This is a genomic window from Paenibacillus borealis, assembly GCF_000758665.1.
GTDB classification, from domain to species: domain Bacteria; phylum Bacillota; class Bacilli; order Paenibacillales; family Paenibacillaceae; genus Paenibacillus_AQ; species Paenibacillus_AQ borealis.
Genome location: NZ_CP009285.1, coordinates 2,459,915 through 2,479,409, shown reverse-complemented (window position 1 = coordinate 2,479,409; position 19,495 = coordinate 2,459,915). Strand labels below are relative to the sequence as shown.

The 19,495-nt window shown below is 51.8% G+C and carries 17 protein-coding genes; 6 read left to right on the top strand and 11 right to left on the bottom strand.

Features of this window, described 5'->3' with window-relative positions:
- Positions 1-67: 67 nt before the first annotated feature.
- Both PBOR_RS10340 and PBOR_RS10335 read left to right on the top strand, forming a co-directional pair.
- Entirely contained in the window at positions 68-424 is a 357-nt protein-coding gene (locus tag PBOR_RS10340) for a transposase (protein WP_042210226.1), read from the top strand.
- Between the two features lie 17 nt (positions 425-441).
- The gene (locus PBOR_RS10335) at positions 442-1,320 is read left to right on the top strand and encodes an IS3 family transposase (protein ID WP_081971880.1); all 879 of its coding nucleotides are present in this window, start codon (positions 442-444) and stop codon (positions 1,318-1,320) included.
- Positions 1,321-2,044: 724 nt separating this feature from the next.
- Here the strand turns inward: PBOR_RS10335 and PBOR_RS10330 are convergent.
- The 3 genes from PBOR_RS10330 to PBOR_RS10320 all read right to left on the bottom strand — a co-directional run bounded on the left by PBOR_RS10330 (position 2,045) and on the right by PBOR_RS10320 (position 4,248).
- Positions 2,045-2,986 (bottom strand): AraC family transcriptional regulator, encoded by a 942-nt coding sequence (locus PBOR_RS10330; RefSeq protein WP_245648118.1) that lies wholly within the window; start codon positions 2,984-2,986, stop codon positions 2,045-2,047.
- Positions 2,987-3,064: 78 nt separating this feature from the next.
- Positions 3,065-3,517 (bottom strand): flavodoxin domain-containing protein, encoded by a 453-nt coding sequence (locus PBOR_RS10325; protein ID WP_042211604.1) that lies wholly within the window; start codon positions 3,515-3,517, stop codon positions 3,065-3,067.
- A 143-nt stretch (positions 3,518-3,660) separates the two neighbouring features.
- The gene (locus PBOR_RS10320; protein WP_042219204.1) at positions 3,661-4,248 is read right to left on the bottom strand and encodes a TetR/AcrR family transcriptional regulator; all 588 of its coding nucleotides are present in this window, start codon (positions 4,246-4,248) and stop codon (positions 3,661-3,663) included.
- 160 nt (positions 4,249-4,408) lie between these two features.
- On the opposite strand from PBOR_RS10320, the gene PBOR_RS35385 reads away from it, so the two are divergent.
- Positions 4,409-5,125, top strand: a complete 717-nt coding sequence (locus PBOR_RS35385; RefSeq protein WP_052429414.1) for a hypothetical protein — start codon at positions 4,409-4,411, stop codon at positions 5,123-5,125.
- A gap of 343 nt (positions 5,126-5,468) precedes the next feature.
- Here PBOR_RS35385 and PBOR_RS10310 read toward each other — a convergent pair whose 3' ends face one another.
- On the bottom strand, positions 5,469-7,364 hold the full coding sequence (locus PBOR_RS10310) for a PrkA family serine protein kinase (protein ID WP_042211603.1): 1,896 nt from the start codon (positions 7,362-7,364) through the stop codon (positions 5,469-5,471).
- 169 nt (positions 7,365-7,533) lie between these two features.
- Between PBOR_RS10310 and PBOR_RS10305 the strand changes: the two genes are divergently transcribed.
- Positions 7,534-8,322: a DUF2161 family putative PD-(D/E)XK-type phosphodiesterase gene (locus PBOR_RS10305; RefSeq protein WP_042211602.1), complete on the top strand. Its 789-nt coding sequence runs from the start codon at positions 7,534-7,536 to the stop codon at positions 8,320-8,322.
- A 1,042-nt stretch (positions 8,323-9,364) separates the two neighbouring features.
- Here the strand turns inward: PBOR_RS10305 and PBOR_RS10300 are convergent.
- The 6 genes from PBOR_RS10300 to PBOR_RS10275 form a co-directional block, all read right to left on the bottom strand.
- Positions 9,365-11,263, bottom strand: a complete 1,899-nt coding sequence (locus PBOR_RS10300) for a beta-glucoside-specific PTS transporter subunit IIABC (protein WP_042211601.1) — start codon at positions 11,261-11,263, stop codon at positions 9,365-9,367.
- A 149-nt stretch (positions 11,264-11,412) separates the two neighbouring features.
- Positions 11,413-12,267, bottom strand: coding sequence for a BglG family transcription antiterminator LicT (licT, locus tag PBOR_RS10295; RefSeq protein WP_042211600.1), 855 nt, complete (start codon positions 12,265-12,267; stop codon positions 11,413-11,415).
- Positions 12,268-12,561: 294 nt separating this feature from the next.
- Positions 12,562-14,019, bottom strand: a complete 1,458-nt coding sequence (locus PBOR_RS10290) for a glycoside hydrolase family 1 protein (protein ID WP_042211599.1) — start codon at positions 14,017-14,019, stop codon at positions 12,562-12,564.
- A 246-nt stretch (positions 14,020-14,265) separates the two neighbouring features.
- Entirely contained in the window at positions 14,266-14,838 is a 573-nt protein-coding gene (locus PBOR_RS10285; protein WP_042211598.1) for a hypothetical protein, read from the bottom strand.
- 232 nt (positions 14,839-15,070) lie between these two features.
- Positions 15,071-16,288 carry an aminotransferase-like domain-containing protein gene (locus tag PBOR_RS10280; RefSeq protein WP_042211597.1) on the bottom strand — a complete coding sequence of 406 codons (1,218 nt, stop codon included), beginning with the start codon at positions 16,286-16,288 and terminating at the stop codon, positions 15,071-15,073.
- 67 nt (positions 16,289-16,355) lie between these two features.
- Entirely contained in the window at positions 16,356-17,012 is a 657-nt protein-coding gene (locus PBOR_RS10275) for a response regulator transcription factor (protein ID WP_042211596.1), read from the bottom strand.
- 278 nt (positions 17,013-17,290) lie between these two features.
- Here PBOR_RS10275 and PBOR_RS10270 point away from each other — a divergent pair, with 278 nt between their 5' ends.
- Together PBOR_RS10270 and PBOR_RS10265 are read left to right on the top strand one after the other, a co-directional pair.
- On the top strand, positions 17,291-17,698 hold the full coding sequence (locus PBOR_RS10270; RefSeq protein WP_039303387.1) for a hypothetical protein: 408 nt from the start codon (positions 17,291-17,293) through the stop codon (positions 17,696-17,698).
- Entirely contained in the window at positions 17,695-18,762 is a 1,068-nt protein-coding gene (locus PBOR_RS10265; RefSeq protein ID WP_099052457.1) for a phosphodiester glycosidase family protein, read from the top strand. The genes PBOR_RS10270 and PBOR_RS10265 overlap by 4 nt, the downstream gene beginning before the upstream one ends.
- 361 nt (positions 18,763-19,123) lie before the next feature.
- Here the strand turns inward: PBOR_RS10265 and PBOR_RS10260 are convergent, their stop codons facing one another.
- Positions 19,124-19,378, bottom strand: a complete 255-nt coding sequence (locus PBOR_RS10260; RefSeq protein ID WP_042211595.1) for an AbrB/MazE/SpoVT family DNA-binding domain-containing protein — start codon at positions 19,376-19,378, stop codon at positions 19,124-19,126.
- Positions 19,379-19,495 lie beyond the last annotated feature (117 nt).

Sequence of the window (19,495 nt, the reverse complement as noted above, 5' to 3'; positions counted from 1 at the left end):
GGCCCCCTAATGGAACTGGAGAGTTCTCCCCCAATTTATTACACTGTTAAAGAGGGAGGCGAGCCCCATGAAGAAGAAACGAGCCTACGAGGAAATTAAGCTTCAGATTGTGAAAGAAGCACTCTCCGGTGTCAAAGTGGGGGTGTTAGCCCGGCGGTACGAAATGCATCCGGAAACCATACGTACCTGGATTCGCATGTACCGGGATGAGATCCCGGATAACGAGATCCCGGCGACCGATGACCATCTGGTTGAAATGAAACGCCTACAGGAAGTGGAAGACAAGTATCAAAGTGCGGTGAAGCTGTTAGGCGAGAAAGAACTAGAAATTGAGATCTTACGTGAATTGCTAAAAAAACAGAACCCTGCTTATCCGACAAGCTCGAAATCGCGGACCGATTCCTTAAGCAGGGGCAAGTCGTAGCCACGGTCCTGCGTATCTTGGGCATTGCCTCCTCGACGTACTATGACCGCAAACAACGGGGAACTCACACGGGAATTGCCACCACTCCGGCTTCGCCCGGTCGTCCTCATCCGGGGTACTCCCTGAACGTTTCCGGAGAGAAGATTAGTGACGAGCAGATTCAAGAGTGGCTCATGGAGCTCGTTGAAGGCGAGGAGAATGGCTATGGATACAAGCTTCTCACCCAGTGCCTACGGGACCGTAGAGGGCTTATTCTGGACAAAAAGAAGGTGTACCGGCTCTGTAAGGAGCTCGGGATCTTACACCAGCAGCGTCCGGCTCACAGTCGTTATCCGCGCCATCTGGCCCGGAATCGGATTGTAACCGGCCCGAACCAGCTTTGGCAGATGGACATTAAATATGGGTACGTAATGGGACGGGACCGATTTTTCTTTGTTCTGAGTCTCATTGATGTGTTTGACCGGGTCATTGTCGGGTACTACCAGGGTTCCTCGTGCGACGCGGCAGCGGTGGTTCAGACACTAGAAAGGGCACTGCGAAGCCGGCTCCAAGACGGGGAGGCCAAGCCGGTCATTCGTACCGATAATGGCCCCCAGTTTCTAAGCCACGCGTTTGGAGAGGTTTGCGAAAAAGAGAGGCTAGAACATGAGCGTATTCCGCCAAAGACACCGAATATGAACGCCTACATTGAGTCGTTCCACAGCTTGCTAGAACGTGATCTGTTCCAAAAGACCGAGTACGAGACCTTTGAGGAGGCCTATGCCTCTGTGGACCAATACATGGATTTTTACAACCACCGCCGTTTACACGGGAGTTTGAGACGAAAACCCCCACTAGTTTTTTCGGAGTGGGTCATGCAACTGGCAGACCGCACTCCATTTTACCGGACATTATGAAAAAAAACGTAATCCTACGAGAAGTCGAGATTTAATGAGGAGGACTCCGGAATTAGGGGGCCTAACCGCTTTGTACAATTGAATTTAGAGAATAGGCTGTTTTTTACTCTAAACGCAGAAATCTAATGCACGAAATACAACAGAATGCGATTCAGTAACAAATATAGAGGTTTCTATTGTACAAAGTACAACCAGCTTATAAAAGTAGAATCCCAGCGGGGAATTTGCTCGCGTGATGACCTGTGCTAACACATAACTGCTGGCATTCAGTCAGTTCCGGCTAATAATCCATGGTAAAAGTGGTTGGTGGTTTTTGCTACACCCGGCCCTGTACGAAGTGTCGGCGGGTGTGGTTGTAGTTTTGGTTGTGGCTGTGGTTACACCCGCCCTGTACGAAGTGCCGGTGGGCGTAGCCGCGGTTTACCGATTTACAAATCCAGGCCCGCCAGCACATTGGAATGTGCGCTGCGGGCCTTCCTTGCGGCCGCCACCACCAAGCGGCCGGAACAACAGGACTAATAAGCAGGCAAAGGCTGGGCGGTGGGAGTAACGGAGGGGATTTTGGAACTGTAGGAGCGATAGCGTTCGCCTGAAAGCTTTCCATAGGAAAGCTCGCTTCGGAAGCATGAGTTTAGATTGGATTTCCACCGCTGCCCAGCGGTTTAAATGAAGAAATCCAATCTTAACAGCGACCGGAAGTCCAAAATCCCCGCAGTTACGTCCTTCACCGCACAGCCTTTGCCCCAGGAGTTCTATTTTCCCGCCGCTCAATCACAGGAACATATATCTCCATCACCGTATCCACCCGGGCATGACACCGCTCGTCATAGAACTCGAAGTTCAGCTTGCCCTCGGCATGCTCATACCCGCTTCCCGGGAACCAGTCCTCAAAGATATATCTCCACGTACTCTTCACTACTTGGGCAAAAGCTTCCGGATCTCCCTCATCGGTAGCATCTACGGGAGGTGTCGTGAACACGGCATACTGCGCCGCAGGCACAACAGCCGTAAGCATATCCTCAGCCACAAGGCTGAAATCCTCCACAATGACGCCCAGCAGATAGACGGCATTGCCACCGCCTTCTGCCGGCACACATAAACCAACCTCCCCGTGCTTCGGCGGATTTAGCAGGGCATACATTTTGTTCTCCAGATTATCTCCCTCATAGTAATACCAGAAGGAAGCGACATCCTGCGTATAATTCCCGGCTTCCACGTCCGTCTCTATGCCATAACCAGCCACCTTAAACGCCGGTTTGTTCACGATCACAGGCTCCCTGATATAATCCCGTATTTCATACACCGACCGGTCCCGGAGATAGCCGTCCATCCGTGCCGCATACTGCGAAGGACTGTAGCCGAAGGCCTTGCGGAAGGCTTTGGCGAAGCCGCCGGGGGTCTCAAAACCATACTCCAGCGCAATATCCGTAATCCGCCGCCCGTTAAACAGCTCTACGGCTGCCAGGGACAGCCTCCGGCTGCGCACATATTCCATAACCGGCATCTTCCGGCACTGGCTGAACATCCGGCAAAAATGATACAGCGAATACCCTGCCTGGGACGCGATCTCTTCCGCCGTCAGGTTATCCCGCAGATGCTCCTCAATATAATCAATACTCCGCTCAATCTCCCTGCTGTAATTCAGGTGCTCCACCGGCCTTTCCATAGCACATAACTAATGCAATTATACCAGCCGGACGCTTGCAGAGCTGTTCCAGTTTTGCTGCATTTCCCCGCCATCTCTTTAGCTGATTAATGAATCCTTATCTAATAATCCAGCCGCAAACTTACGTGCAGCCGCGAAATCCTGCTCATCGGGATGCCCCTTTTTATCCAGATTGAAGCCCAGCGGGCTGAATTCCCCGGGACAGTTGAAATCACCGATGACGTTACAGCCTTTAGCCGCCAGCTTGGCCTCAACCAGCGCTTTATTCTTGAATTCCCCCGACCCGGATGTGCTGAAAATAAAGACATTCTTGCCCCGGAGCGGCATCCTCTTGATGAATTTGAACATCCTGCGGTGGATTTTGGAGGCATAAATGCCTGAACCCAAACCAATCAAATCATATCCGGATAACATCTCCGGCTTAACGTCCTCCACCTTGGCCAAATCTGCTCCCAGCACCTCAGCCATGGCGGCTGCAATCTTCTGCGTATTCATACTGCTGCCTGACCGGTAAATAATGATTGTCTTCATAATGACGCCTCGATTCTTTATATTTAAAATATGAATGAACTTATTATAATTCATTCATCACAAACCAAAATAAAATGTCCAGTACATTCCCTGAACATTTAATAGTGTATTCTGCCGCCGGACGAAGATGCCGGTGACCTGTGTCAATGCTGTATATCCGTCAAGCCTTTCATGATAAATTCGACTAAATAATCCAGCACCTGCGGGAAATAGCTAACCCCGATCTCTTCCTTGTGAATGTCGATATACGGCACGGAGTTGAACAAGGCAAGAATCATGCCGTCCTCCAGATCCTCTCTAATCTTCCCCTTGTTCTTCCAGTGCCGGATTAATTCCAGCGTGCCGCTGTTCATCATCTCATGAATGCCCTCTATACCGCCGTGCTCATAGAATTCCTTCTCCAGCTTACTGAAGAGTGCTTTGTTGTACCATTCCTTCAGGATTGGATTCGAATTGATCCCGCTGTAATTAAGCGCCATGATTTCTTTGAGCACCTTGGCAGGCTCATCGTCCAGATTGACCGAAGACTGCAGGATGCTCCGCTTCAGCTTCTCGTTCTCCTGCAGATAAATATCTATGAACAGTTTCTCTTTCGAGGCGTAATAATTGTAGAACGTGCCCACGGCGATTCCGCACATTTTGGTAATGTCGGACACGTTGGTGTCCTTGAAGCCTTTGGAGCTGAACAGCTCTTGCCCGCATCTGAAAATCTCTGCCTTCTTATCTTCCATCCGTAAGCCCTCCGCGCCTGAGTGAATAATATTCAATTCATTCATAATGTAGCACAGCGCTGCTGTCATTACAACACACTTTTAACTCTCCAGAACCGTATCACTTCAACGTTGCGTTGAATAGGCTGGTGTAATGAATTGAATAATGGAGGTATCCCTCATGACCTTTGAGAACGAAAATACGAACAATCAAGCTTATCCATCCGCCGATCCTTATTCTCCGCGTTACACTTCCTTCCCTTACGCGCATTACTACCATCTGGCCCGCCCGGAAACCAGGCAAACCGTTCAGGCAGCAGAAACCCAAAGTGCAAGAAACGAACTCGTAAAGGGTCATATGAACGCAGATGTGGGCAGCGGGCAGGGAATTCAAGTAGATGCCGGAGCCGAAGTTGGCGGTAAACACGGTATTGGCTTAAATGCTGGCGGGACGGCAGCATACACCGGAGCAGGTATGCACGCAAACGGCCACATCGGCAACACTTCATATGGAATCCAGGCGCAAGGCAACACCCATCTGGACAGCAGCCAGGGTCTTGGACTTAATGCAGATGCCCAGGCCTTCGGCAAATATGGGCTGGCTGCCCAGGCAACTTCTCAGCTGGGCGGCGGTCAGGGCGCAGATTTCCATGCGGAGGCGCAAGCCGGAGGTGAGCACGGTCTGAGCGTAGATGCAGGCGGCCACCTGGGCTTAAGTCAAGGTGCCGGACTCCAGACCCATTTGCAGCTCGGTGGTGAAAATGGGCTTGGTGCGCAGGCCAAGGCGCAGCTCGGCGGTGGTCAGGGCGCAGGCTTAGGCGTTACCGGGCAGGTAGGCAAATATAACGGACAATTAGGCTTTAACATTGGCGGTAAGAACGAGGAGACCAAGGAATAAGCCTAGTACAGCGCCAGATTGCAAATGGTGGAGCCGGGGGCACCGCCATTACGATAGGGTTGAAGGCGTGGAGCAATCACCCTTCAGATCAACCTAATCCCAGATTAAGTTCCTTTTTGATCAAGGAAGGGGACTGGGCTAGGCTAGGCGTAACGGACTGGGGAGCGCTTATTTCTGCAGACAGTTATGATTGGTGCTAGTTACGGTCCGTAAGGAGGCTGCACTAAACTGGCACTAGACCGGCACTACACCGCTTAGACAAAATAAAGGGAATATTTCCGGCCACAATACGGGCTGGAGATATTCCCTTTTGCTTTTTATACGAATGCAAATTGCGTCCCCGTCAGCGGTTCAGCAGGCTTCCGACATATTTCAGCAGCTCGTTGGCGCAGATCGGGCAGTAGTTATGCTCGTCGATCAGGCGGCGGCTGACTTCGTTGATGCGCTTCAGCTGGCTCTCATCCGGTGTTTTGGAGGAGGTGGTGATTTTGACGATATCCTTCAGGTCGGTGAACAGCTTCTTCTCGATGGCTTCGCGCAGGCGGTCGTGGTTGTTATATTCGAACTTTTTGCCTTTGCGAGAGTACGCGGAAATGCGGATCAGGATCTCCTCACGGAAGGCCTTCTTGGCATTCTCGGAAATGCCGATCTGCTCTTCAATGGAGCGCATTAGCCGTTCATCCGGCTCCATCTCCTCGTCCGTGAGCGGGTCACGAATTTTGGACCAATTGCAGAAGGCTTCGATATTGTCGAGATAGTTCTCGAACAACGTTTTGGCGGATTCTTCAAAAGAGTACACAAACGCCTTCTGCACCTCGCTTTTGGCGAGAATATCGTATTCCTTGCGGGCAATGGAAATGAAGTTCAGGTACCGCTCGCGTTCCTCCTTCGTGATCGAAGGATGCTGATCCAGACCGTCCTTGATCGCCCGCAGCACATCCAGTGCATTCATGCACTGCAGGTCACCTTTGATCAAGGCGCTGGAGATGCGGTTGATGACATAACGCGGGTCGATACCGGACATGCCCTCATCCAGATACTCGGTCTGCATTTCCTTGAGATCGGCTTCCTTGTAGCCCTCTACCTCTTCACCGTCGTACATGCGCAGCTTCTTGATCAGATCCATGCCCTGCTTCTTGCTCTCCTTGAGCCGGGTCAGGATCGAGAAGATCGCCGCCGCCCGCAGCGCATGAGGGGCAATATGCACATGCTTCATGTCGCTCTGGCCGATCAGCTTGGCGTAGATTTTCTCCTCTTCCGATACCCGCAGATTATAAGGAACCGGCATGACGATCATGCGCGACTGGAGGGCTTCGTTCTTTTTATTGGAAATGAAGGATTTATACTCGGTCTCATTCGTGTGGGCAATGATCATCTCATCCGCCGAGATTAAGGCGAAGCGCCCGGCCTTGAAGTTGCCCTCCTGGGTCAGCGACAGCAGATTCCACAGGAATTTCTCATCGCATTTCAGCATTTCCTGGAACTCCATCACTCCGCGGTTGGCCTTGTTCAGCTCCCCGTCGAAGCGGTAGGCGCGCGGATCGGATTCCGACCCGAATTCGGTAATGGTCGAGAAGTCGATACTGCCCGTCAGGTCGGCAATATCCTGCGACTTCGGATCGGACGGGCTGAAGGTACCGATACCCACCCGTTCTTCTTCAGACAACAATACACGGACAACCGCAACCTGTTCAATATCACTGTGATACTCATTCTTCAGCCGCATCTGGCAGGACGGGCAGAGATTGCCTTCGATGCGGACGCCCAGCTCCCGCTCAATCTCCGGACGCAGCTCCAGCGGAATCAGATGCAGTGGATCTTCATGCATCGGGCAGCCCGCAATGGCATATACCGCCCCCGCATCTGTACGCGAGTATTGCTCCAGTCCGCGTTTTAACAACGTAACTAGTGTTGATTTGCCTCCACTGACCGGCCCCATCAGCAGCAGAATCCGTTTGCGCACATCCAGTCTCCGGGCGGCGGAATGGAAATATTCCTCCACCAGCTTCTCTACTGCACGGTCCAGCCCAAAGATTTCCTGTTCGAAAAACTTATACCTTTTACGCCCGTTGATGTCCTCGACGCCGTGTGACTTGATCATGTCGTATACGCGGGAATGAGCCGTCTTAGCGGGAGAGGGGTCTTTTCTCAGCAGTTCTATATAGTCCTTGAAAGTGCCGCTCCACGCCAAACGGTCGTTCTCAGCCCGATACGAAGCTATACGCTCAAAAATATCCATGGCTCGCTGCCTCCTCTTGCGCTCCTACTTGCTCCACCAAGCTTAGAAAGTGTATTACATACCTATGCGGCGAGCCCGGAATAGTTGACCTCTTTTTTGCTGTGCTATAATAGAGAATCATGATTTCTGTAAATTATTACGCTGCAATAAGAGCGCAGGAGTGACTACAATGGCGATCAAACAGGAAACGGAGCTGTACGCTCCTTTGAAGAGTTTTTTTGAGCGGCAGGGCTATGACATCAAGGGTGAGGTGCGGACCTGCGATCTGGTGGGCATCCGGGAGGACGAGGATCAGCCGCTGATCGTGGAGATGAAAAAATCGTTCAACCTCGCCCTGCTGCTGCAGGGGATTGAACGGCTGCGTCTCAGCCCGAACGTCTACCTCGCGGTAGAGCGCGTCCGGGATAAGAAGGGCGCGGTGAACCAGCGCTGGGGCGAGCTCAGCGGGCTGTGCCGCCGGCTCGGACTCGGGCTGATCACCGTCGTCTTCTACAAGACGAAGGCCCCGCTCGTCGAGGTGCTCGCGGAGCCGGGCGAGGCGCCGCCGCAGGCCCGCAGCGCCGTACGCCGCCGCGAGCGCCTGCTCTACGAGTTCCGCGAGCGCAGCGGCGACTACAACACCGGCGGCAGCACGCGCGTCAAGCTCGTGACGGCCTACCGCGAGAAGGCGCTGCGCGTGGCCGCCGCGCTGCAGGCCCTGGAGGCCGAAGCCGCGGCGGCGGCCGGCCTCGCAGAAGGGCGCGCCCCGCTGGGCGGCGCGCCCGAGGCCCCGCGCGGCGTGACCCCCGCCGCGCTGCGCAAGAGAAGCGGCGTGCCCGGCGCCGCCGCCTACCTGCAGAAGAACTACTATGCGTGGTTCTTCCGGGTCGGGCGCGGCCGCTACACGCTCACGGCCGCCGGCACTGCAGCGCTGATCGAATACGCCGCGATCGCGGAGATCAGCGCAGGCAAGCTGTAGGCCGCTTGGCCCGCAGGAGCGGGTACGATGGATTCATGGGGCGCTGGCGCTGACCAGCCGCGAATCCAGGATTGCCGCCCCACCCGCAGGCCCGGCGCAGCGCTTGCTATGGATTCACCCCGCGCTGGCGCTGACCAGCCGTGAATCCAGGATTGCCGCCCCATCCGCAGGCCCCGTGCAGCAGCGATGCCGTCCTTCGCTTCTTTGAATAATCCCGCCCGCAGCGTGCCGGGCTGGCAGCATGTTATGCCTTCGTCCTAACGCTGCCGGCATTATTCCAGCGCTTCTGCGCCTAGAATTCACGCAGGAGAGGCTCAATCCTGTTCCACAGCCAGCCAATAAGTGGAATAATAGCACTTAATTTCATGACTTTAACCGGACCAAACAATTTAGTTGGATAAACGTCATCTAATTTTCAGGATTCCGGCTCTTAATGGAGGATTCTGCACCAGTAAGTGTATTTTTTCCAATTAAAGTTCTGGAATCGAATATTCCAGGGAAATTAAATGCTCTTTTTCCACCTATTCCGCTGCAGCGAGCAGCCAAACCTCCTAGAGACAAAAAAAGGAGTTGTCCCCCAACGCAGAACCGCTGCGTGGTGACAACTCCTTTTTAAAATTGCATAAATCAAGCCCAAACCCCGCAACCGTAATTGCACAAGCAGCCGCATTTGTAGTTCATCATTTTATCCGCCAAACATCACTTTCACTGTCCGGCTTGAGCTTGAGGTCCATCCCGTATTCTCCGTATTCTCCGTGATCCCCGTATCCTTACGGACTCCATGCCCTTATTGACTTGCAAAGAATACTTTTGTCCAGGCTAACGGACCGTATGCGCTTATTGCTTCTCAGCTGATGTATTTGGGTTAAAAGTCCGCTCATAAGTGCGCTGGTGTCCGTTAGTATGCAAAAACCAAGATTTCTGTTAGAAATAAGCGCGCCTCAGTCCGCTACGGCTCGGAACATTATACTAATTAATAGCATGCTCTTGCTGGCGGCGGTTCTCCCGGTCAAGCAACTAATGTATTCGCGCCAATCTTTAATTAAGCAAGCACCGTATACAGCAGCTCCTTCTCCTTAATAGAGGAGCGGCCGGAAGGCAGGATCGAGTTATACTGCTGGATGTTCGTGATAATAACCGGCGTGATGGTGCTGTAGCCCGCCTTCTCAATCTCTACACGGTCGAATTCCATCAGCAGATCGCCGACAGACACCTTGGTTCCGGCGGTAACCTTAGGCGAGAAGTGCAGCCCCTTCAGCTTCACGGTATCGATGCCGATGTGGATCAGCATTTCAGCTCCGCTGTCACTGACCAGACCAATCGCATGACCGCTCTTGGACAGCGAGAACACCGTTCCGTTAACCGGCGACACTACGCGTCCTTCGGATGGCTGAATGGCAAAGCCCTTACCCATGATTTCCTCCGAGAATGCCGGGTCATTCACTTCACTCAGCGGCTTCACAGCACCGGCGATCGGGCTGAACACTTCTTCATTAACCATCGCAGGCTCGGCTGCGGTTACAATAGACGCAGCCGGCATGCCTGCTGCTGCTGGAGATGCTGCTTCCACAACCGGCGCTGCAGCAGCTTCCGGCTCATCTTCAAAGCCCAGTATATAAGTGACGACAGCCGCAACCGCAGCACCAATCGCAAAACCGATGACCGAATAGACGAAAGTTGCTCCAATAACCATCGGGATCCCGGAGAGCCCGGCAAGTCCGCCGATAACATAAGCTTTGACCTTGAACAAGCTGAGGAACGCACCGCCGACAGCTCCGCCGATCAGGGCAGAGATGAACGGTTTCTTAAGGCGCATATTTACGCCATACATAGCAGGCTCTGTAATCCCCATAAAGGCCGTAATACTTGTGGACATCGATAGGGATTTCAGCTTGCTGTTCTTGGTTCTCAGAGAGACACCAAGCGCACTGCCCGCTTGGGCAAAGTTAGCAACCATCATAATAGGAATCATATAGTCATAACCAAGCTGGGCAATAGAGGCGATCATGATCGGAATCAGTGCATAGTGCATCCCTGTGATGATCAGCAATGACATCGTTCCGCCGAGCAGCAGTCCTGCGAACAGACCTGTATTTTCAAACAGCCAGCTAATTCCTCCGGTAAGACCGTCTCCGATAATCACGCCCAGCGGGCCGACAGCAATCAGGGTAAGCGGCACAATGACAAGCAGCGTTACCGTTGGAACAATAATCAGCTTCAGGGAAGCGTGGGTGATTTTATCTACCGCTTTTTCCACGTAGGAAGCCAGCCATACCGCAATGACAATCGGAATCACGGACGAAGAATAGGTTGCGGCCACCACCGGCAGCGAAGCAAAGGTGACCTTGTCCCCTGAACCCAGCAGTGTCGTAACCGTCGGATGCAGAATCGCAGCCCCTATTGCTGCAGCGATATACATATTGCTTCCCAGCTTACGGGCAGCACTGACCGCCAGAACGATCGGCAGGAAGTAGAAGGCGCCGTCGCCGATAGCCGAGAGAATGACATAAGTAGAGTTATCTGTACCCATCCAGCCCAGAGCCACGAGCAGGGCTACAATTCCCTTGATCATCCCCGCGCCGGTAATGGCCGGCAGGATCGGTGTGAAGATACCGGAGATGAAATCGAACAGCTTGCTGAGCGCATTCTGCTTCTTCTTGTCTACCTTGTCACCGGTTGCCTTCTTCTCAGGAGAACCTGACATATTGCCAACCAGTTCATTGTAGACTACGGGCACATCATTACCGATGATGACCTGGAATTGCCCGCCGTTAATCATAACTCCCATTACGCCATCCGTCTTCTGCAGCGCCGCTTTGTCGGTACGGTTATTGTCATTCAGATTGAAGCGCAGACGGGTCATACAATGGGTCACCTGATCGATATTTTCTTCTCCGCCGACCAGTCTCAATATTTCTTTAGACAGCTCATTTTTATTCATATGGGCTAACTCCTTTAATTCATTATGTGTTTATGCCGTATTTTGGCAAAAATAAAAACCTAAACTCCGGGCCGTGATGCATAGTTACGCCTCATCACTGTCCAGGTTTAGGTTTTGCCTCTGTGGTAGAGTAGCAATCCTGCTGCACATTATTCAGTTACATCCTTCTCATTGCGGTTAATCCGTTCAATATGGATGGTCAGATATAATATTTCTTCCTTGGACAAGACCCGCTTGTAGATCTTGCGCGTATACTCGGCAATCTTCATTGCACAAGCATGCGCCGCCGGATACTGCTGCATGACCAGATCATGCAGCGCATGATCCTTATCCCGGTCCTCAGCGGCTGTGCCCTGAACGACCCGCTGTGCGAAGAATTTCAGATGCGTCAGAAAACGGTAATACCCGAGCGACTCCTCATCCAGCTCGATCAGAAAACTCCGCCGGACAATGTTTAGAATGTCCTTCACAATATTCGTAATGCTTACCGTCTCACGCATCTCACCATTCATCTGCGCATTGACCAGATGCATGGTAATGAAAGCGCACTCGTCCTCCGGCAGCAGCACCCCAAGCCGTTCCTCAATAATTTGCAGCGCCTTCAGTCCGATGGAGAACTCTTTGCGGTACATCCGCTTAATTTCCCACAGAAGTGCATTCTTAATTTGAAGCCCCTGACGGTGGCGGTCGATGGCGAAATGGATATGGTCCGTCAGCGAGATATAGATGCTGTCATGCAGCTTCTCGCCCAGCACCGTCTCGGCATAACGGATCACTTCATCGGTACATTCCACATACTCTATCGGAATTTCGGAGAGAAGCGACATCAGCTTCTGTGAACCTTCTTTATTTTCCAGGGAGAACACTTTCTCAACCTTGTCGTCATCAATGTCGTCACCAGCCTGCTTCTTGAAGGCAATACCACGGCCCATAACGACCAGTTCCTTCCCGCTGGCATCTATTACGGTTACAACATTGTTGTTGAGCACCTTAGCAATTTTCATTCCATCACCTTACACCGTCAGAGTAATAAAATCTCCCACAAATTGGGGATATAACATGGAGGCTAACTCAGGTACTTTGCGGAGACCTCCCCATATATACTTCCTAATAGGTTAAAAAAAGGCAAAACCAAAACGGCATACAACAATGCCCGTTTCTGGTTTTGCCTGAATGAACAGTAACAATCCAGTTATTTCACCTGTAGCAGCATCTTAGCATATCATTATGAAAATGACAATACTTTTATGAAAACGGTTTATTGGAAGTCTGGGCTTCTTAAGCTTGCCCCAATGATGTTATAAAATTTCACCATTTGATGAAATAACCTGCTTGTACCATGCAAAAGAATCTTTTTTGCTGCGGTTCAGCGTCCCGCTTCCGGTATCATCCAGGTCCACATAAATGAATCCGTAGCGTTTGGACATTTCCGAAGTAGACATGCTGACCAGATCAATCGGCCCCCAAGCCGTGTAGCCCATCAGCTCCACGCCGTCCTTGACCGCTTCCTTCATCTCCTTGATATGCTCGCGTAAATAATCGATCCGGTAATGGTCATGAACCGCTCCGTCTGCTTCCACCTTGTCAAAAGCACCCAGTCCATTCTCAACAATGAACAGCGGCTTCTGGTACCGGTCATACAGGTTATTCAGTGTGATGCGCAGACCCACCGGGTCAATCTGCCAGCCCCAATCGGAGGCTTTCAGATAAGGGTTCTTGATACCTCCCAGCAGGTTCCCTGCTGTTGCTTCACCTTCCGGACCGGCAGAAACAGTAAGCGTCATATAATAGCTGAACGAGATGAAGTCCACTGTATTCGCAGCAAGAATCTCATCATCTCCCGGTTCGCGGGCGATCACAATGTTATTTTCGGCAAAATAACGGTCCATGTAACGGGGATACTTCCCGCGCGCATGCACATCCGTGAAGAACAGATTCATCTGGTCCTCTTGCTGTCTCTTGCGCACATCTGCCGGATTGCAGGTATTCGCATAGCTCTCCATTCTAGCCAGCATACAGCCGATCTGGGAGCCGGGAATAATCTCGTGGCCCAGCTTGGTGGCCAGTGAACTTGCCACAAACTGGTGGTGCAGCCCCTGGAACACAGTCTGCAGCTTATTCTCCACATGGTCTGTAAGGATGCCGCCTCCGGTGTACGGACTGAACAGCATCACGTTAATTTCGTTGAAGGTCAGCCAGTATTTCACCTTGCTTCTGTAGCGGGTAAATACAGTTTCCGCATATTTCACATAGAAGCCAACCACTTCACGGCTGGCCCAGCCGTTATACTTCTGTGTAAGCCCCAGCGGCGTCTCATAATGAGACAACGTCACAAGCGGCTCAATGCCGTATTTAAGCAGTTCATCGAATACATCATCGTAGAATTGCAGGCCCTGCTCGTTCGGCAGCGCATCATCGCCATTCGGGAAAATACGTGCCCAGTTAATCGACATCCGGAAGACCTTGAAGCCCATCTCGGCGAATAAGGCGATGTCCTCTTTGTAACGGTGATAGAAATCAACGCCTTCGCGTTTCGGGAACCAGTCGTCCGTCTCTCCGGCAAGAATCTGGGCGATCCGCTCGGTGGAGATTTCCATCGAATGGTCTCCCTGGCGTTTATCCTTGGGCACGAAGGCGATCATATCTGCGGTCGACAACCCTTTACCCCCCTGGTCAAAAGCACCCTCCAGCTGATTGGCAGCGGTTGCGCCGCCCCATAAGAAATTCTCAGGAAATCCGTTTAGTACTGCAGCCATTGTCATTACCCCTTTTCCTTATTGTTCAGATCAGCAGGCCCGGAAAACAGAAAAACCTAAACCTATGGCAATGTCATTGAAGCCCCGGTTAAAGGGTTCAAATCAGTCACCATCAGTTTAGGTTTTGCCTGGCCCGGCCAGTAACAATCCAGTAAACGATGTGTTTATGGAGTATTTAATTGACTTCAGCCTAACACAGCCCCCGGGAAATTTCAAATTAAAATCTGCTGCATCCGCTCAGCTGCATTATTCCTGCCGGAGCAGAATCATTGATTCCGCTGCATCCTCAAAATCCTTCCGGTCAAACATTCTGGCAGAGAAGATTTCAAAATGGGTGTTTTCTATTTCACCATACAAATATCCCACCGTACTCTCCTCTTCGTTAATCCACTTTCCTGCCAATTGCGGAGACAGCTGCACCCTGGTAACTGTCCGGTTTGCCGCAGCAGGCTCCAGCTCCTCTACAGATTCAGCAATCGCCATCCGGATGAAATGAAGAGTCAGCTGCTTTCCGTCCACCTTGGCCTCTTCAAAATAATCATCCGGCCCGCCGCCAATCGTAGGAATATATACGTTCTCAAGACCGGCTTTATCCGCCGCTTCCCGGATTTCCCGGAGCTGATTCCGGCTGTAGTGCAGCTTGCTGACCGGTTCCTCACATACAGGAGTATCTAAAGCCGTAAGGCCCGTTGCTCCTTTGCCAGTGGCAGGTCCTGCGGCTTCAGCGGCTTCAGCGGTTTCGGTGGGTACAGCCGCATCCGGCGGTTCCGGATTACTGCTGCATCCTCCCAGTAGCAATACTGCAATGCAAGCTGCCAACCTATATGTTTTGTTTATTTTCATTCTCTTTCAGCTCCGGTTCCTTGGGTTTGGAATAAATTTGACACTCAGCCCAAGTATAGTTCCTTCTACAACACGATAAGTTTCATATTTTTCCGATTCTAAAGACATCTTTGTAAATTTAGTCCAAAAAAAGAAGGACAACCGTTCGCCATTCCATGGCAAGCAGTCATCCTTCTTCTATATCATGCTCCCGTTATCCCCGTTACCCTCAGCTCCGTGCCGTAAACTCCGACACCGCTTCGCTCATCAGATTCATGCCCAGCAGCAGCTCATCCCGGCCGGGGTGGCTGAAGTTAAGCCGGATCCGCTCCGATCCTCCGCTTACACTGCAGAGCGGTCCGGGCAGAAAGGCTACACCTTTAGCCAATGAGACACGCAGCAGTGCCATGGCATCCAGCCCCTCAGGCAGCGACACCCAGAGGAACATCCCGCCAACCGGCATGTCATACACGCTGCTCTTCCAGGCCGGACGCTTCAGAAGCTCCGCCATCAGCTTGAGGCGGGTATTGTACTCCCGGTTCAGCAGGGTGATATGCTCCCGCAGATCAAAGGCGCTAACACTAAGCAGATGATGCAGCAGCCGCTGATTCAGGGAGCTGGATTGCCAGTCCGCCATCTGCTTCGCAGCCGTCATCATCCCGATCAGCTCGCGGCTCCCAGCAGCCCAGCCCGTCCGCAGCGCCGGCGCAACGGTTTTGCTGAAGGAACCGATGTACAGCACATGCCCGCCTTCGCTGACATTCTCCAGCGCATAGAGGGAAGGATATCTCAGAGAAGGACGCTCATCATAACGCTGGAAATGCAGATCACCATATGAATCATCCTCTATTACCAGCACATTATGCGAGATGCACAGCTCAAGAATTTCCTTGCGCCGCGCAAGGCTCCACAGCACACCGCTCGGATTGGTAAAGCTCGGCGTGGCAAACAACATTTTGGGCCGGTGCTGGCGGATTCCGCTGCGCAGATGATCGGGCAGCAGGCCGTCCTTATCCCCCTGCACCGGAATGATAACTGCACCCTGCATCCGCAGCGCCTGCAGAATACCCGGGGAGGTCGGATTCTCGACCAGAACCCGGTCTCCGGGATCAATATAGACTCTCGCCAGCAAATCGATAGCTTGTTGGCTTCCCGTTGTCAGAAGAACTCCGCCTTCGGCAACATGAACCCCTTTGCCTCCGAGCCAATCTCCGGTAAGCCATTCCCGCAGCGGGCCATACCCTTCAGGATCCCCGTACTGCAAAGCCCCGGCATCTGCTGAAATTACCGTGGACGCCGCTTCAGACAGCAACGGCAACGGGAATAGTTCCTCCGCCGGCAGCTCTTCCGCCAGTGAGATCAGTGTGCCGCGGCGCGTCTGTTTGCGGATACTCAGAAGTGGTGAAGACAACAACGTATGTGCGCGCGCAGAGAATTCATACTTCATACGCTCCCCCCTTTACCCTTGTTTAAGAATATTCCAGCCCGGACGGCATTATGTCGTTATACGGGGATCAGGCGTATATTTGCTTGTTCTGTCTTGAGAATAGGGCGAATTTCTCGATCGCCTGTGCCCTCGTAGATACTTCCAGCTTAACATAAATCTTGCGCAGATAGTTATCGATCGAGCGGCGGCTGACTTCAATTTCCAGTGCGATCTTATCGTATGTAATTCCTTGCACAATGCGTTCCATAATAAACATCTCTGTCTGTGTCAGCTGCATTACAGCGTCCAGCCCTCTGGAGGAGGTCACCGGACGAAATCCCTTCTCAATCCACTCGAGCGGAATCGAGATGAAGCCTTCACGGATCCCGTTAATCATTTGCAGCAGCTGACCCGGAGTCGCCCCCTTGGACAGCACTCCGCTGGCCCCGAGCTCAATCAGCGGCTGAAACATTTCTTTATCATTTTCTTCGGTCATAATTATAAAATGGGAGCCCTGTGAGCTCTTCTTCATCTCTGGCAGGACATCCTCCACCGTTCCTTCCGGCATCTGATAATCACTGAGTACCAGGTCAGGCCCGGTATCCCTCACTATGGAAACGCATTCGCTCCAAGTGGAATACATACCTTCAACCTCCAGCTCTCCCCCTTCTTCCAAAATCAACTTTGTTCCCAGCATACTTGTGGGATGACATCCCACGATGACCACCCGCCAGACTTTCATCAATGCCCAGACCTCCTGCTATCTATATAATTTACCAGAATGGAAAGCGCGATATGCGTTTCCTGTTAACACGCAAGCAAGGAACTATGATGTCTTGTCTATTCTTCCTACTTTTACCTTGAATACGCCCCTCAGATATTCCAATCTATAGAAATTGTATCGCAGTAGTTTAACCGGATGCAATTACTTTTTCTTGTTTTCACAAGCTCTTTCACTTTTGCGAAAATAGTAAAAGTCTGATAGAATGGGGACTTGAAAAATTAATAGCTTGAGGTGATGAAATGCAACCGCTAGCGGAATCGACCCGGGTACACTCGCGCCGGAGCGCAGAGAGAAGCGGACCTTCCGTAAAATGGTTTCTACTGTTCTGGATTTTGATGATCGCACTCGGTGTCTATGCCGTGTACAGCTACACGAACCATCTGAAGGATCAGGTGCTGAGCGAGCTTGGATCGCAAAGCCAGCAGCAGCTTACCGTTTTGAAGACCGATTACGAATCCAAGATTGCCGTGCTGACCGAACAGGTGAAGGAACTGCAGAGCACTGTGCAGACATTCAATGAGTTATTGACCTTCACCAAAGATAATGCCAGCAACAAGACCGACAACAGCAACAAGCTGTATACGCAACTAAGCGAGGTCAAGAAACAGCTGGATGCGCTCAAGAAAGAGATGGACCTGCTCAAATGATGACTCCTGTCAAAAGAGTAAACCGCTTCTTCATGCTCCTGACCGCACCGTTGTTCGGACTGCTGCTCTGCCTGTGGCTGTATCAGCCGCCGCTCGACCTCAAACTGGATACCGGACAGTTCACTGCTGTTTCCGGCCCTGTGACTGAGACCGCCATGCTTAAGCAGGATCTGGCCGTAGCCAAGAGCTATGCGTCCTACACCATCGATTCGATCAGCGCCAGTGCACTGCTGTACAAGCAGACTACGAATGCGATGAACGCTCTGGTCAGTACGGCGACAGCCCAGACCTCCCGTCCCGAGCGGATTTACAACAACCGGATCACATCCAGGCTGGGCATTCCTGCCGATGTCATTACCAGTGACCGGATTACCATTGAATTGTACCGGCTGAACCCCGGAAACTATAAAGCATACGCCCTAAAGATCAGACTGAAAGATCCGTCCGCGATGAAAATGAGCCTGGCCGGTGACGGCTCAGGCGCCTCCGAGACCACTATGCAGGCCGTGAACCGTTATGGTGCATCCGCAGGCATCAATGCCGGCGGGTTCGCCGATCAGAACGGCAAGCGTTATCCGCTGTCTACAACCATAGTCGGCGGGCAGTATTTATACGGATTTGAGCCCAGCTATAAGGATCTCAGCTTCGTTGGTCTGAATAAATCCGGACAGCTGATCGGCGGCAAGTTCAGCAGCAAGGCACAGCTGGATCAGCTGGAGCCTGTTTTCGGCGCCACCTTCGTGCCGGTTCTGTTGAAGAATCACACCAAGACTGCGATCCCGCAGAAATGGCAGCTTACTCCAAAGCGTGCGCCGCGCACCGTAATCGGCAACTACAAGGATGATCAGCTGCTCATTCTGGTGGCCGACGGTTATAACGAGAATGGTAATTCCGGCGCTACCCTGGCTGAGCTTCAGGACAAGCTGTACAATCTTGGGGTCATTGATGCCTACAATCTCGATGGAGGCGGATCTTCATCCCTGATCTTCCGGGGGAAGGTTATCAATAACCCTTCAGACGGCAATCTGCGGCGTGTGCCGACTAATTTCCTGTTCTTTAAATAGCCGACAGGAAATTAGTCAATGCCATAAGTCACATTTTCATTTATTTTTGCGGAATGAAAGCGTATAATCAGGTTAACGAATAACAGTCACTAACGGAGGTGCCCAGCATGTCGTTCTCCCTGACTTTTTGGATCGTGACCCTGGTTTTTCTGCTCTTTCTGGCCGGCATACTTACTTCTTCCTACAACGACGACAAGACCAAGGGACTCTAGCGCCCGCTGAGCGTTTACACAAAAAGGAGCGCCGCACTGATGTGCGGCGCTCTTTTTTTGCTGTGAAGAAAAGCCTTTTCCAATCAGCCTCCCTGTTACAGGACACCGTTCAGCGCTTCTCCTATGTAGATAATAATGCTGGTTACAGCTTACGCGTGTCTTGGCAATTGAGTCATTTCCGAAAGGCAGCTTGCACAAATATAACGGTCTTTATATTCGCTTACGCCTTCCATCGATCCGCAAAAGACACACTTCGGACGGTAACGCTCCAGAATGATGTGGTCGCCCTGAACCAGAATTTCTACAGGGTCGCCTTCATTCATTGAATACCTTTTACGCAGAGACTTAGGCAGAACAATTCTACCCAGCTGATCTACTTTACGTACAACGCCAGCAGGTTTCATATCTAACTTACACTCTCCTGTTCAACTGATAATTAGTAGCTACATAAGGTGAACTTAAGAATGATCTGGCCATTCTTAAGTTCACGTTCTATACTACTTATTTCGGCACTAATTAAC